Below are 14,914 nucleotides of genomic sequence, written 5' to 3'. Positions count from 1 at the left end.
CTGTCGTTCCCCAATATTCAATACCCGTCTGAGAGAGAAAAATGACCGATATCATCAAGGTAAAGACCGGCAACAAGTTTGAGGAACATGGCAGCTACTCCCGCCTTGTCGCCGTCAATGATCTGATTTTCGTCTCCAACACGGCCGGCCGCAATCCCCGAACCAAGGAAATGTCGGCGGACCCGGTGGAGCAATTGCATCAGGCGCTCAACAATATTGAGGGGGCATTAGCCTCCGTGGGGGCGGTGCTGGCCGATGTGGTGGCGGCCCGCGTCTTCGTGCAGTTTCCGGACGATGTTGAAACGGTGATGACCGCCTATGGCGAGCGGATGCGCGGCATCAACCCCACCTTGACCATGACCTGCCCGCCGTTGGGCGCCCAATATTACAAGGTGGAGATCGAGGTCACCGCCTGGCGCGGTGCCTCAAAAGCCGCGGTCAAGGAACTGCTGATTTCCCTGTAAGGCGCACGCCCCCCTTTTCACGAAAAGGGGGGCGTTTTCCGGTTTCAAGAAACACAAGAATGGCACCCGAAATGGCGGCACCTGACATCACGCCTGTTGAAACCTCCCCCGGCTTTCCAGCGGCCACCAGCGTCGTCATCATCGGGGGCGGCATTATCGGGCTGTCCGCCGCCCTGACCCTGGCGGAGCGCGGCATCCCGGTGGTGGTACTGGAAAAAGGCCGCATTGCGGGGGAGCAATCGTCCCGCAATCTCGGCTGGGTCCGCAAGATGCTGCGCTCTGTGCCGGATTTGCCAATGGCCCAGATGGCCGATCGGCTATGGGCGGAAATGCCCGCGCGGATCGGCCATGATTGCGGCTTCCGGCAGGCCGGCATCCTTTATATCGCCCGCACCGATGCCGAAATGACCAAGCATGAGGCCTGGCTGGCCTCTGTTGCGGGGGCCGGGCTGGACAGCCGCCTGTTGAGCCCGCGCCAGATCGCCTCCCTGGTGCCGGGCGGGGTGGGGAGCTGGGTTGGCGGCATCCATACCCCGTCCGACGGACGGGCGGAGCCAACCCTGGCCGCCAGCGCCATTGCCAAGGCGGCCCTGGCGAAAGGGGCGGTGATCGTTGAAAATTGCGCCGTGCGCACCCTGTCGCTGAGTGCGGGTGCCGTCAGCGGTGTGGTGACGGAGCGGGGGGAAATCCGCTGCGGGCAGGTCATTCTGGCCGGCGGCGTCTGGTCGCGGCGCTTCCTGGGCAATCTCGGTGTCAGCCTGCTGACCCTGCCGCTGGTGGCCTCCGTCCTGCGCACGGCACCGATGGAGGGGCCGTGCGACATCGCCGTTGGCGCGCCGGATTTCTCCTTCCGCAAGCGCCATGATGGGGGCTACACCATCACCCAGCGGGGCGCCCTGTTCGCACCGCTGACGTTGGATCATCTGCTGATCGGCCCGCGCTATCTGTCCACGCTGCTGGCGCAGTGGCGCAATCTGCGGGTGGCGCTGGGCCGGGAATTCCGGGACGATCTGGCACTGCCCCGGCGTTGGGGGGCCTCTGACCTGTCCCCGTTTGAACGGGTCCGCACCATGGACCCGCCCGTTAATCAGGGCCTGAATGACGAGGCGATGCGCAATCTGGTGGCCGCATGGCCAACCTTCAAGCAGGCGGAGGTGGCCCAGGCCTGGGGTGGGATGATCGATGTGACGCCGGATTCCCTGCCGGTGATCAGCCCGGTGGCAAAGATACCGGGGCTGGTGCTGGCATCGGGCTTTTCCGGTCACGGGTTCGGCATCGGCCCGGCCGCTGGGCAATTGGCGGCCGATCTGGTGACGGGTGCGCCGCCCGCGCTGGACCCGACGCACTATCGGCTGGACCGGTTCTGACAGGGAAGGGGCGGCCTGTCTGCTGCCCCGATTGCCAACGCCGCCTGTGCCCCTATGCGCTGAGTTTCTCCCGTGCCTTCCCCGCGAAAGCGGGGACCCAGGGGCCACAAGAACAATGGTGGGCGCTCTTGGCCCCTGGACCCCCGCTTTCGCGGGGGAGGCACGGAAGGGGCAAGTAACTAACTTAACATCTATGCTTCAGACCAGCCCGCGCGCTTCCAGCCGCATACAGACGGCCTTCGGCTCGGTGAAGGATTTCATCGCCTCGTTGCCGAATTCATGCCCCAGGCCCGACAGCTTGTGCCCGCCGAAGGGCATGGCCAGATCCAGCACATTATGAGTGTTCAGCCAAACCGTGCCGGCATCGATCCGCTCAGCCAGCAGATGCGCGCGGTCCAGGTCGCGCGTCCAGATGCTGGCGGCCAGCCCAAAGGGCGTGTCATTGGCCATGCGCACGATATCGGCCGCATCATCCACCCGCACGGCGCAGACCACAGGTCCAAAAATCTCCTCCTGCATCACCGACATCTGGGATGAGACACCGGCCAGCACGGTGGGCTTGTAGAACCAGCCATCCCCCTCCCCTGGGCAGCCGCCTGCCACGGCACTAGCCCCTTCGGCCAACCCGGCTTCCACCATGGCGGCCACCCGGCTGCGGTGGCGGGCGGAAATCAGCGGCCCCATCTGGGTGGCGGGATCGAAGGCGGAGCCCAGTTTCAGGTTGCGGGCGATGTCGCACACCCCTTCCATCACCTTGTCATAGATCGGGGCTTCGATCAGCAGGCGGGAACCGGCGGTGCAAATCTGCCCGGAATTGGCGAAGATGGCCGCCGCTGCCCCCGGAATGGCCCGGTCCAGATCGGCATCGGCCAGAATGATGGCCGGCGACTTGCCGCCCAGTTCCAGCGTGACCCGCTTCATGGTCTGGGCGGCCGAGGCCAGGATGTTCTGGCCGGTGACGGTGGAGCCGGTGAAGGCGATCTTGCGCACCAGCGGGTGGTTGACCAGGGCCGTGCCAATTTCCGGCCCGTGGCCGGTGATGATATTCACGGCACCGGCGGGGAACCCGGCTTCCAGGATCAATTCCCCCAGGCGCAGCGCCGTCAGCGAGGTTTCCAGCGCCGGTTTCAGCACCACGGTGCAGCCAAAGGCGATGGCCGGTGCGATTTTCTGGATCGCCTGGCCAATGGGGAAGTTCCAGGGCGTGATACCGGCGACAACGCCGACCGGCCGGCGCTGGGTATAGGCACGGTAAACCGCATCCTCCGGCACCAGCGGCGAATGGCTGACATATTCCCCGGCGATTTTGGAGGCCCAGCCGGCGTAATAACGCAGCCCGTCAATGGTGAATTGCAGGTCGATGGCGCGGGTGACGTTGAGCAGCTTGCCGCTGTCCAGCGCCTCCAGCCGGGCCAGTTCCTCCCGGTGTTCCTCCACCAGCAGGGCCAGCCGTTCCAGCAGGCGGCCGCGATCCAGCGGCCGCATGGTGCGCCATTCCCGGCTTTCAAAACACCGATGTGCCGCCTGTACCGCGCGGTCGACATCGTCAATGGTGCAGGCGTGAAGCTGGGTGATCACCCGGCCGGTGGACGGGTCGATCGTATCGACCATGCGGTCCGGCCGCAGCGGTTCCACCAGTTGCCCGTCGATCAGCGGCAGGCCACGGGGCAGCCGCGGCAGGGGATGGGGTGTCGCAGGGTCATCGGGCGCGCGGTTTTGGGCGGATTGGGTCATCTCTCACTCCACAATGTTCATTGGCCGCACCCGCCCTGGCCCTTTGGCCCTGCCGGCGGGGTGGGCATCAGGCTGTTGCTGTCTTGGCCGTATCGCCCACCGCCGTGTCGGCGCTGCGGCCTTCCTCGACCTGGGTTGAGCCGACCCGGCGATAGGTGGCCGGGCGGAATTTGCGCAAATAGGTGCCGTGGGCCAGGCCGATGATGGCCACCGCCACGAACAGGAACGGCAACCGGTTGACGGTCGCCAGATCGGTGCCGGTCAGTGCGGAATAGTTTTCCAGCGACAGATAGGTTGCCACCGCAATCAGCAGGCCGCCGATCAGGGGCGACAAGGTCTTGCCCAGCGAATATTCATGGCGACGGGCGAAATAGACCGGGATGGACAGTGAAGTCACCGTCAGCAAAATCTCCAGCCCGACCGCCCCCATGGAAGAAAGGCTGGTGGCGAGGTTCAGCAGCGGGTCCAGCCCTGCCAGGGCAAACATCCCGACGATGGCGGAAAAGATCACGGTCAACAGGATGCAGGCCATATAGGGCGAACCATGCACCGGATGCGCCCGGCCCAGCGGGGCCGGCAACAGCCCGTCGCGTGACAGGGCGTACATGTAGCGGGTGATATTGTTGAAAAAGCCCAAGGCAGCGGCGAACAGGCTGGTGACGGTCAGCAGGTTCAGCGCATTACGCCCGAATTCCCCCAGATGCTGGGCCGCGATACCGGAGACGAGGCGGCCGGGATCGGCCGCCGCCACCGCCTGTATCTTCTCTGGCGTGACCGCCAGCACCAGACACCAGGAGGACAGCACATAGAAGCTGCCCAGCACCAGCACCGCGCCATAGGTGGCGCGGGGAATGGTGACCTTGCGGTTCTTGGCCTCTTCCTGATAGATCGCCGTCGCTTCAAACCCGATACAGCCGTTGATGGCGTAGATCACCCCGATGCCCAGGCCGGGGGCGAAGATGGTGGAAGGCGTGAAGCTGCTGAAATCCAGCCCGGCAAAGCCCCGGTCATAAAGGATCAGCACGTCGATCAGCAGGATCAGCCCCACTTCCAGCAACAGCGCCACCGTCAGCACCTTGGCGGCCATGGTGATCTTGCGATAGCCGAGCCAGGCGATGGCCACCATGGCAATGGCGGCCCAGATTTCCCAGCGGCTGCTGATGCCGAACATGCTGTGCAGAAAGTCCGAGGCAAAAAAGGCCATGGCGCCCAGGGTGGAGGTGCCGGCGCAGATATAGGCCACCACCGCCGTATAGGCGGCGGCAATCCCCGTCTCCTTGTTCAGGCTGACGGCGATATAGGCATAAAAGGCACCGGCATTTTTCACATGCGGCATCATCCGCACATAACCCACGGCGAACAGCAGCATCACGGCGCAGATGCCCAACTGCGTCCCCGGCATCCCGGCGCCGTTGCCGAAGGCGAAGGCCAGCGGAATGATCCCCGCCAGCACGCCCATCGGTGCGGCACAGGCCAGGATCATGAAAATAATGTCGTTCGTTCCCAGCATTCCGGCCAACAGCCGGTTGGGGGGTTCAGTACCGGAAACGGGATTGCTCATGGCGATGGTGCAGTCCTGGATTCAGGGGTGGTGGCAGCCCGCACAAGGGGATGCCCGTCCTGGCGAACGACGGAAAGAAGGGGGCCAGTCCCGGCCAGGGCGCCCGTCAAAGGGCGGCAACAGAGCCGGGGCGGAAAACCTTCCCACGAAAAATTGTTATAGGCATAAAATATCTTGCCTCAGCGTCAGATGCAAGTATGTTGGTGGAAACAACAGCGCCGCCACGGCGCATCGGGTTTGAACAGGCGCACACTGACATCGCGGCTTCTTCCGGGCCGTCACCATCCTGCCAGGCGGCAGGTGGGGGCGGTATCCGCTGCGTATTGCCAGGTGCCCGCAATATCCACGGACAGGGACGTCACATAAGGAGGGGCTATGGTCAGGCTCTTGAACAATAACGGGTATCATCTGATGGCTGGAAAACAGGTCTCCCGTTACGCGCTGGCGGTGGGGCTGGCCCTGGCGGGGCTGGGCAGCAACCCCGCTTCTGCCCAGCAGAAAGCGTCCACCGCCACGGCATCTGCAGAAACGGGCGGGATGCTGGAGGAAATCGTCGTCTCTGCCCGCCGGCGGGATGAAAAACTGACGGATGTGCCGGTTTCCATCACCGCCTTTTCGTCTGACTTTCTGGAGAAGCAGAATATCCAGAGTTTCACCGACTATGCGACGAAGATCCCCAATCTGACCTTCCAATATGGTCAGGGGTCGGATGTCTCTTCGGTCGGTTTCAGCGGCGGGCGTCAGACAACGATCCGTGGCGTGGTCGGCGCTGAGACCACCGCCTACTATATGAATGACACGCCCGTCCCCTCGACAGTCAGCCCGCAGGCGCTGGGCCTGGACCGGATTGAGGTGTTGAAGGGGCCGCAGGGCACCCTGTTCGGTGCCAGTTCCATGGGCGGCAATGTGCGCTTCATCACCAAGAAGCCGTCCTTGTCTGACCAGCATTCTTCCGCCCAGGTCCAGGTTGGCGGCACCAATGGCGGCGGGCCCGATGCCGGCATCAATGCGCTGACCAATGTGGTGCTGACGCCCGATAAGCTGGCGCTGAATGTCGCGCTGAACGCCCAGCGGGAATCCGGCTTCATCAAGCGCGCGTTCCCCGGCGCCAATGGCCAGCCGTTCGTCAAGGACGGGCAGGGGCGCAATGACAGCCTGTCGGGCACGGTCACCCTGCGCGCCGCCTTGACGGAGAAGCTGGAAGCCACCGTCACCGGCATGGGGGAGCTTTCCAAGCTGCACGGCTTCCCGGCCGCCTATCTGCCGCTGCCGGGCTTCAAACCGGTATCCTACACGCTCAACCGTGACCATGATGTGCAGGAATATTCCCGCAACCGCTGGGGCATTGGTTCCGTGGTGTTGAATTATGAGGGGGAGGGCTTTGCCGTCACCTCCTCCACCAGCATTTTTGCCCGCAAGGTGCAGGAGCTGGAGGATGGGACGGAGGGCACCAACCAGTATTTCAAGCGTGAACTGGGTGCTGATCTGGGCAACCCCGCCCTTTACGTCATCAGCATCAACAAGGAAGAGCGCTATACCCACGAAAGCCGCATTTCCTTTGACGATGGCACACTGTTGCCCAACCTGTCGGGCGTGGCCGGCTTTTTCTATCAGCGCAAGGATCAGACCTTCCGCCAGCCGGCCATCCGGGTGCCGGAACTGCTCAAGGCGGGCTTTCCGCAGGATTATCAGAACGAAGTCACCATTCCCAAGCATGAAGACAATGTCGCTGTCTTTGGTGAGTTGTACTACGATATTGTACCAAAACTGACGCTGACCTTGGGGCTGCGGCATTACTGGATCACCCAGCGGGTGGAAGAAAATCTCAGCACCGGCATGGTCAATCCGCCCGAAGGGGCCTTTGTGCCGGAACTGAAGAATTTCCAGGCCGGCTTCGTGCCCAAGGCGGTCATCTCCTACAAGATGACGGACGAGGGCACGGTCTACGCTTCGGCCTCCAAGGGCTTCCGCGTTGGCGGGGCGCAGGCGCCGCTGCCCACCTTCTGCGCCAATGATCTGGCTGCCATCGGCGTCAGCCAATCCCAGTCCCAGCGCTACAGCCCCGATACGGTGTGGAGCTATGAGGTCGGGGCCAAGGATCGGGTGGCCGGCGGGCGGCTGAATGTCTCGGCTGCTGCCTTCCAGATTGACTGGACCGACGTGCAGCAGGCGGTGCCGCTGCCGGGCTGCTCCCTCAGTTTCACCACCAATGCCGGCAAGGCCCGCATCCGGGGTGGTGAACTGGAGGTGTCGGGGCGTCCCTTCACCGGTATCCCGTTCACCTTGCAGGTGGGGCTTGGGTACACAGATGCGGTGCTGCAGGATCCGGGGCTGGTGCCCTTGGCACCGGATTCCCGGCTGGCGCAGGTGCCGCGCTGGACGGGCACCGTCTCCGGCTATTACGAAACGCCGGTCAGCACAGAGACCGACCTGTTCGTGTCGGCCGACTATAGCTACACCGGCACGGTGCCGGTGCCGAACCTGGACGGGAACGGTTTTCTGAACCGCCCGGCCTTCAATCTGGTCAATGCCAGTATCGGCCTGCGCTTCGACAATGCGACCCTCTCCCTCTATGGCAAGAACCTGCTGGATAAACGGCTGAATTTCGGCAACCTCTACCCGTCCGCGTTCCTGCGGCGGGAGATGCTGTCGGGTGGCGGCTTCCGTTACCTGCCGGTGGGCGCTGTCAGCCGTCCGTTGCAGATCGGTGTGCAGTATAAGGTGGAGTTCTGATGCTGCTACCAGGGGGGAGGCCGCGTGGGTGCGGCCTTCCCCCTTTTTTTATTCTGTTACGGGGCTGTGCAACGGTTTCATGACCGTTATCCGGCCATGAAGCCCCTGATAAGCGGATAGAATGGCGTGGTCGGCCCCCGCCATTGATCGGCAAGGTCGGGCCGACCTTGTGGAGAAACCCGACATGACAGCAGCAGAGGGTGCCGCACGGCTGGTGCGGCGCATTGATGATGGCCTTCTAACCGGAGGGGGTGCGCGCTCATGAAATTCGGCTTGCGAAGCAGGGGGAGAACCCGCACGAACCGTCTGTCACCAGCCCGCCGCTTTCGCCAGCGGCCGCTCTGGGCGGTACTGGCGCTGGTCATGGGCTGTGGTGTGCTGTACGGGGTTGACCGATGGCAGTCAGCGGATGCCGCCGCCCCCAAAGCCGACGCCCCGGCCTTTCAAGCCCATGCCACCATCCATGAATTGATGGAACATATGGTTGATCCCGCCGCCGATGGGGTGTGGGACGCCGTGGCCGTCATCAGCAACGAGGCAGGGGTGGAGAAGCGCCAGCCGCGCACGCCAGAGGAATGGCAGGCGGTACGCGCCCACGCCATGATGCTGTTGGAAGCGATGAACCTGCTGTTGATCGAAGGTCGGCGGGTGGCAGCGCCGGGGGCCGAAGCGCATTTTGGTGAACATCCGCCGGCGCAGATTGAAGCCATGATCAAGGAAAACCGGCCGGCCTTCATCGGCTTCACCGAAGGGGTGCGGCAGACGACGCTGCAGGCGCTGGCCGCCATCGACAAGCAGGATGTGCAGGGTCTGGTGGTTGCCGGTGGGCACCTGGATGAGGCGTGCGAGGCCTGCCATATCAGCTTCTGGTATTCGATCCCGGCCACCTTGCCAAAGGCGGCGAAGTGATGCCAATCCGCCGAGGGTTTGACCCTTGGCGGATTGGAGGCTGGCGACCGCCGGCCCGCGGGCCCATGCCCGCGTAAGCCAAGGGCGCGGATGCGCCCGCCCGGCGACTGAGGGAACACAAAACCTCCCAGGATCGGTCACGATCAAGGGAGATAGTGATGAGATTTGAAAGGGGCGGGACGACGTGGCGCTGACATTCAACAGCAAAACATCGTCCCCCCTGATCACGCCACCGGGTGCAGATGGTGATAGGCCCCATTGCCATAAACCAGCGGGCGGAACGGATCGGTGAGGTGGATCGCGCCCGCCTTGCCGATGAAAATCCGGTGCGATCCGTAATCGATCATGCCATCGACATTGCAACGGATGCTGCAGAGCGCATCCGGCAGATAGGGGATGCCATCATCAAAACACTGCCAGTTACCACCCAGGAAACGTTCGGCCTGGACGCGGCTGCTGCCAAAGGTACTGGCGATGTCCGCCTGATCCCCATTCAGCACATTGATGCAGAAGGTCCGGCCGGGCGCCAGGGCCGCGCATAAGGATGAACGCTGGTTGATGCAGACCAGCAGGGACGGCGGATCGGCCGACAGGGAACAGACGGCCGTGGCGGTAATGCCCAGCCTTGCCCCGTCGGCCAGCCCGGTGATGATGCAGACCCCGCCGGCCAGCCGCCGCATGGCCAGGCGGAATTCATCCGCCAGCGCTGGCATTGCGCCGGCGCTGGCGGATGGGGTGGCGATTTCACTCATGCGCCGATGCTCCCCTGGCTTTCAGATATCCTGATTGTCATTTTCGATGCCCAGCAGCATCGCCCCGCGATTGCGCCCATAGGGGTAGGGATTATTGGCGACATGCGCACGGGCGCTGTGGATATCCAGGAAAGCCTGGCGGATCGGGTTGCCCCGGAACAGCGCCTTGGCCCCGCTGAATTCCATCAGCAGATCAATGCCGCGCACGCAGCGGCTGACCGTCGCCGTGGTGGCAGCGGCCAGGGCGGCGCGGCGTTCCAGCGGCCAGTCATTGGCCACTGCCCGGTCCAGCAGCTCGGTCAGATCGCGTTCGATCACCAGCACCTGTTCATCCAGGATGCGCTCCACCTCGGAAATGGTGAACTGTACAGAGGTGTCGCGGGCCAGCCTTTCACCGGTATAGGTGGTCCGTCGTGACCGGGTGGCCTCGATAAAGGCTTCCAACGCATGTTTCAGCGTACCCAGGGAGGTGCTGGAAACGGTGCGGTTGAAAATCTGCGCGAAGGGGATTTTGTACAGCGGTGCCGTATTGACCGCATGGCCGGGGCAGCGCATGTCAAACAGATCCTGGTCCCGCACCGTGCGATATTCCGGCACGAAGGCGTTCTCCACCAGAATGTCATTGCTGCCGGTACCCTGCAGCCCCATCACATCCCAATTATCCAGCACCTGATAATCGGCGCGTGGCAGCAGGAAATTGCGCGGCTCCGGCGGGGCGCCCGGTGTTTCGGACGGGATATTGGCGCCCAGGATCACCCAGTCGCAATGGCCCGAACCGCTGGAAAAGCCCCAGCGACCGCTGAGCCGATAGCCGCCTTCTACCCGCGTCACCCGCCCGACCGGCATATAGGAGGAACAGATGCGCACATTATCGTCGCTGCCCCAAACCTCCTGTGCTGCCCGGTCATCGAACAGGGCCAGTTCCCAATTATGCACGGCCACCACGGCATAGACCCAGGCCGTGCTCATGCAGCCTTCCGCCAGGGTGCGGGCGATGCGACCATAGGTGAGCGGCGACATTTCATAGCCGCCATAGCGTTTGGGCTGCAGCACGCGGAAAAAGCCCGCCTCCTGCAATTCGTGGATTGTTTCCGCCGATACCTGACCGGCCTTCAGCGTCGCCGCCTCCCGGCTGCGCAGGACGGGGATCATGGCGGCGGCGTGCGCCACCAGCTCTTCTGCCGTCGGGTGATCCCGACGGGCCATCTGTGAAACCGACATGATGCATCTCCCAGATATTTTTCTGTTCGCACAGGTCCGGCCCTGCCACCCGAAGCAGGGCCGGATTGGTTTTCTTTTTAAAACTCAGTTTCGATCGACAGGCCGAAGGTTCGCGGCCGGTTGATGAAGGCGCGGGCGAAATAGGGATTATTCTGCGCCTGGGAGCGGTTGATCCCGACAATGGCGCGCCGATTGGTGATGTTGTCGACAAAAAGCGAGGCCGTCCAACTGTCGCCCGACACGGAAATGCGGGCATCCAGAATGTCATAGGACGGTTTGCGGGTCAGGCTGGCCGGCACCGCGCTGTAATTATACTGGCCGCCGATATAGCGGTTGGAGATGCGGGCGCTCAGCGACAAATCATCACTGATATCATCCGCATATTCCAATGCGGTGGTGGCGGTCCAGCGCGGCACGTCGGGCAATTGCTGGTCCAGGGGTGAATTGCCCGGCAGGCTGATCCTTGTCAGGGCGGAGCGGGTGTAGCCCACCGATTGTTGCAGGGTGAAACCCCAGCCCAACCGGGCGGACATTTCGGCCTCTGCCCCCTTGGAATAGGCGCGGCCGGAATTGGCGGTGAAATTATAGCCGCAGGACAGGGTCGTCTGTTGCTGGATGTCGGTCCAGTCAATGTAATACAGCGCGCTGTTGAAGGTCACCTTACCATCGAACAGCTTGGCCTTCTGCCCCAGCTCATAATTCCACACCCGGTCGGGGCCGAAGGTGGGGGGCTGTCCTTTCAGACCCAGTTCCTTGAAGGAATTGGTACAATCGATGGCCCCGCTGGTGGGAATGGGCAGGTTGGGGCCGCCTGGCCGGAAGCCCTCCGATGCCGTCGCATAGACCAGCAGGTCACGGTCGGGCGTATAGGTCAGGGTGGCCTTGGGCGTCAGCCCGCTGTCGCGGGCGGTGCCGGAGAACAACCCGGTCTGGGCCGCCAGACCTGTGGCATTCTGCTTGTAGGAGAAGCGATAGGTGAAGTAACGCAGGCCCAGCGTCAGTTTCCATTCCGGCAGGAACTGGTAATTGGCTTCCCCGAACAGGGCCTTCTGTTTCAGCGTATCGCGCTCTTCATCAGTGAAGGCATTGTTGGTGCCGAAGACCGGGATCAGATCATCCACCGTATTACGGATGTAAAGATCATCCCGATATTTACTGTAATAGGCCCCCGCCAGCCATTGCAAAGGCGAGTCATAGTTGGAGGAAACGCGGAACTCCTCATTAATCTGCCGCGATGAATGGCGTTCCGTCGTGTAATTGTCGGCCGCCAGCCCGGTCTTGCCCAGGGGGCCGAAGGCGAAGAACTGGCTTTCGGCATCATCCTCCTTGATGAAGGAACCCAGCCGCAGCACCGAGGTGATGGATTGCAGCGATACCCCGCCAATATCGTACTTCACCCGCAAGCTATAGGCATCGAAGCGCTGCGATGAGAGTTCATTCACGTCGGTCGGCTGGTAATGCGCCATCCGGCCCGGCGGCATGTCGATGGCCGACAGGCCGCTGGTGGTGAGCTTCTGGTGGAAAATCGCCGGCTCGATGGTCAGATTTTCCGTGGGCGTGAACAGCAGCGTGCCCCGGAAAGCGCGCAGCCGGTCGCTATTATCATTCTCGATCACCCTGGCCACGGGGGCGGCCAGCACATTGCCCCGGTCATTGCCCTGGGGCAGGGGGAAATTGTTCAGGATGACGCGGTCGATGAACCCATCATTATGACGTTCGGTGCCAACCAGCCGGACAGCCAGCTTGTCATCCACCAGGGGGATGTTCAGCATGACATTACCGGAATAATTGGTGCCGCCGCCTTTGGTGGATGACAGTTCCCCCTGGGCCTTGGCATGGAAATTATTCATCACCGGCCCATTGGTGATCAGCCGGATGGTGCCGCCCATCGAACTGGCACCATAAAGCGTGCCCTGCGGCCCGCGCAGCACCTCCACACGCGCCAGATCATAGAGTGTGGGGTCAATCTGCACCTTGCCGGCCGCCGCGATTTGCGAGGCGGGCGGCGTCACCGGCACATCATCCAGATAAAAGCCCACCGTTGGCGATGAACCGCCATTGCCGGACAGGCCCCTTATATTGAACTGGGTCCGGCCCGGACCCGAGGAGGCGATGGAAATACCCGGTGTCTGTGTCGCCAGCCGGGCCACGTCGGCGATCCCCTGTTTCAGCAACTGATCGCCGGTGACGGCGGTAATGCTGATGGGGGTTTGTTGAATTGTGGAGCTCCGCTTCTCTGCGGTGACCACAATCTCTTCCAGATCGATGCTCTGGCCCTGCTGTTGGGCATGTGCCTGCGGAATTGCCAATGTGCTCAACAAGGCAGCACTTGCCAGCAACCGCACGCGCAATTGCGGCGGCTTGGATGAAATCTTACGCATGTCTCCCGTCCTTCTCCCAGAACTTGAAGTGAACTCTCCCTGATTTTTTATTTACACAGAGCTATCATAATCTCGTTTATGCTACAATCCATATCGAAGCAGAATGATTGGAAGATTTATGCAACAGTGGTTCGGGCGCCCATCTCGGCACCGGATTGGTTGACAGCGCCCGGCCGCATCCGGCATAGATGCGTAAATGCAACAATACGTGCGCAATTGGGCCGATTTACCAACAATTGGGGGAGAGCAGCGCCGATGGACGAACGCCTGGAAATTGCCAACGCCGTCTCCATGATGTCGTTCGCCGCGGTGGTCAGCACGGGCAGCTTCTCGGCGGCAGCCGATGCGCTGGGCTATTCCAAGGCGGCGGTCAGCCGCCAGATCTCCCAGCTGGAAGCGCGCATCGGCCTGCGCCTGCTGGAACGCACGACGCGCAGCATCGCGCTGACGCCCGCTGGGCGGGAAATTTACAGCCGCTGTTCTCGCATTCTGGATGAGGTGAAGGAAGCCAACGACCTGCTGGCCGGCATCCAGGCGACGCCGCGTGGTGATTTGCGGGTGCGCGCACCGGTTGTCGCGTCCCTGTTCCGGATCACCGAAATGATCCCGAAATTTCTGGAAATGTACCCGCAGATCAAGTTTCACCTGGATTTGACGGACAGCAAGATCGACCTGATCAAAGGCGATTTTGATCTCGCCTTCTGGACCGGTGATACTTACGATTCGTCACTCGATTCGGTGAAGCTGTGGGAATATGACATGGTGGTGGCCGGTGCGCGGGAATATTTCGCCAAGGCTGGCGTGCCCCGCACCCCGGCGGAAATCAAGGACCATGCCTGCATCATGGAAACCCATCTTTCCCGTCCGGGGGAATGGGCCTTGTCGCAGGAACATGTGATCCAGTTGCAGGGTGTGCGGCTGGTGTCCAACAGCGTGCGCGTGACGCGCGAAGCCTTGCTGGCCGGCATGGGCATTGCCTTTCTGCCGCGTTTCCTGATTGAGCAGGATTTGGCGGCAGGCCGGCTGGAGGCCGTCTTGAACGGCCATGTCACGACGAAATTGCCGCTCTATCTGGTCTATGCCAAGGGCAATTATGTGCTGGCCAAGGTAAAGGCCTTTGTCGACTTCATGTCGCAATCACTCAATGAAGGCGAGGCGGTCTCAGAATTTTGTGACGAATTCTGACCAGGGCCGGGGGGGATGAAACCCCCGGCACGGTTAAAATGATGCCCTTACAGCATCCGTGACAGGGAATCCTGCGGGTCTTTATCGAACAGCCGGTGCTTGATGGCGCCGGCCACATGCAGGGCGATCAGGCCCAGCAGGCTATAGGCGGCCACGGCGTGGATCTGGCTGAAAATATCCGACAGGGCGTTATTTTTGCCCAGCAGTTCCGGCAGATAGAGGCCGAAGAAATAGATGCCGTCGCTTTCCGGAAAGGTGCTGGACCGGGCATAGCCCAGCAGCGGCACGGCGATCATCAACACATAAAGCGCCACATGGGCCACATGGGCCGCCTTGGTTTCCAGCCGGCCCATGCGGGGGGAGGGGGCCGGCGTGCCGAGCCGGCCGCGCAGGGTCAGCTGGATCAGCGCCAGCAGGAAGGCCAGGATGCCGAATGATTTGTGATAGGGATAGCCCCAGTCGAATTTCACCGCATCCACATCATCAAGCGACACCATCCACCAGCCGAGAGCGATCATCCCCAGGATGACCGCCGCCCGGCACCAATGGATGATGCGCAGGCTGAGATGATATCGCGGGCGTTCGCTGGCAGTTATGGTTTGCATGA

Annotated in this window: 11 protein-coding genes; 5 read left to right on the top strand and 6 right to left on the bottom strand. The window is 62.3% G+C overall.

Annotated elements, in window-relative coordinates:
* Window positions 1–41 precede the first annotated feature (41 nt).
* The gene (locus tag CHB97_RS15490) at window positions 42–464 is read left to right on the top strand and encodes a Rid family hydrolase (RefSeq protein ID WP_089288896.1); all 423 of its coding nucleotides are present in this window, start codon (window positions 42–44) and stop codon (window positions 462–464) included.
* Between the two features lie 59 nt (window positions 465–523).
* Window positions 524–1,831, top strand: a complete 1,308-nt coding sequence (locus tag CHB97_RS15485; protein ID WP_244559563.1) for an FAD-binding oxidoreductase — start codon at window positions 524–526, stop codon at window positions 1,829–1,831.
* 198 nt (window positions 1,832–2,029) lie between these two features.
* On the opposite strand, the gene CHB97_RS15480 is transcribed toward CHB97_RS15485, so the two are convergent.
* Complete coding sequence (locus CHB97_RS15480; RefSeq protein WP_089288895.1) at window positions 2,030–3,565, bottom strand: aldehyde dehydrogenase; 1,536 nt, start codon at window positions 3,563–3,565, stop codon at window positions 2,030–2,032.
* A 67-nt stretch (window positions 3,566–3,632) separates the two neighbouring features.
* Window positions 3,633–5,126 (bottom strand): APC family permease, encoded by a 1,494-nt coding sequence (locus CHB97_RS15475; protein ID WP_089288894.1) that lies wholly within the window; start codon window positions 5,124–5,126, stop codon window positions 3,633–3,635.
* 411 nt (window positions 5,127–5,537) lie between these two features.
* On the opposite strand from CHB97_RS15475, the gene CHB97_RS15470 reads away from it, so the two are divergent.
* Together CHB97_RS15470 and CHB97_RS15465 are read left to right on the top strand one after the other, a co-directional pair.
* Complete coding sequence (locus CHB97_RS15470) at window positions 5,538–7,859, top strand: TonB-dependent receptor (protein ID WP_089289020.1); 2,322 nt, start codon at window positions 5,538–5,540, stop codon at window positions 7,857–7,859.
* Window positions 7,860–8,132: 273 nt separating this feature from the next.
* Complete coding sequence (locus tag CHB97_RS15465; RefSeq protein WP_143271321.1) at window positions 8,133–8,768, top strand: hypothetical protein; 636 nt, start codon at window positions 8,133–8,135, stop codon at window positions 8,766–8,768.
* Window positions 8,769–8,992: 224 nt separating this feature from the next.
* Here CHB97_RS15465 and CHB97_RS15460 read toward each other — a convergent pair whose 3' ends face one another.
* The 3 genes from CHB97_RS15460 to CHB97_RS15450 form a co-directional block, all read right to left on the bottom strand.
* On the bottom strand, window positions 8,993–9,520 hold the full coding sequence (locus CHB97_RS15460; protein WP_089288892.1) for a flavin reductase family protein: 528 nt from the start codon (window positions 9,518–9,520) through the stop codon (window positions 8,993–8,995).
* A 21-nt stretch (window positions 9,521–9,541) separates the two neighbouring features.
* Window positions 9,542–10,741: an acyl-CoA dehydrogenase family protein gene (locus CHB97_RS15455; protein WP_200819968.1), complete on the bottom strand. Its 1,200-nt coding sequence runs from the start codon at window positions 10,739–10,741 to the stop codon at window positions 9,542–9,544.
* A gap of 77 nt (window positions 10,742–10,818) precedes the next feature.
* Window positions 10,819–13,122 (bottom strand): TonB-dependent receptor, encoded by a 2,304-nt coding sequence (locus CHB97_RS15450; protein ID WP_089288891.1) that lies wholly within the window; start codon window positions 13,120–13,122, stop codon window positions 10,819–10,821.
* A 255-nt stretch (window positions 13,123–13,377) separates the two neighbouring features.
* Between CHB97_RS15450 and CHB97_RS15445 the strand changes: the two genes are divergently transcribed.
* Window positions 13,378–14,307, top strand: coding sequence for a LysR family transcriptional regulator (locus tag CHB97_RS15445; protein WP_089288890.1), 930 nt, complete (start codon window positions 13,378–13,380; stop codon window positions 14,305–14,307).
* Between the two features lie 47 nt (window positions 14,308–14,354).
* Here the strand turns inward: CHB97_RS15445 and CHB97_RS15440 are convergent, their stop codons facing one another.
* Window positions 14,355–14,912, bottom strand: a complete 558-nt coding sequence (locus CHB97_RS15440; RefSeq protein WP_089288889.1) for a cytochrome b — start codon at window positions 14,910–14,912, stop codon at window positions 14,355–14,357.
* Window positions 14,913–14,914: the final 2 nt, after the last annotated feature.

It is taken from the genome of Azospirillum sp. RU38E, assembly GCF_900188385.1.
Lineage (GTDB): Bacteria > Pseudomonadota > Alphaproteobacteria > Azospirillales > Azospirillaceae > Niveispirillum.
Note: the sequence above shows the minus strand (reverse complement) of the source record. Positions and strands in the feature narration are given on the sequence as shown.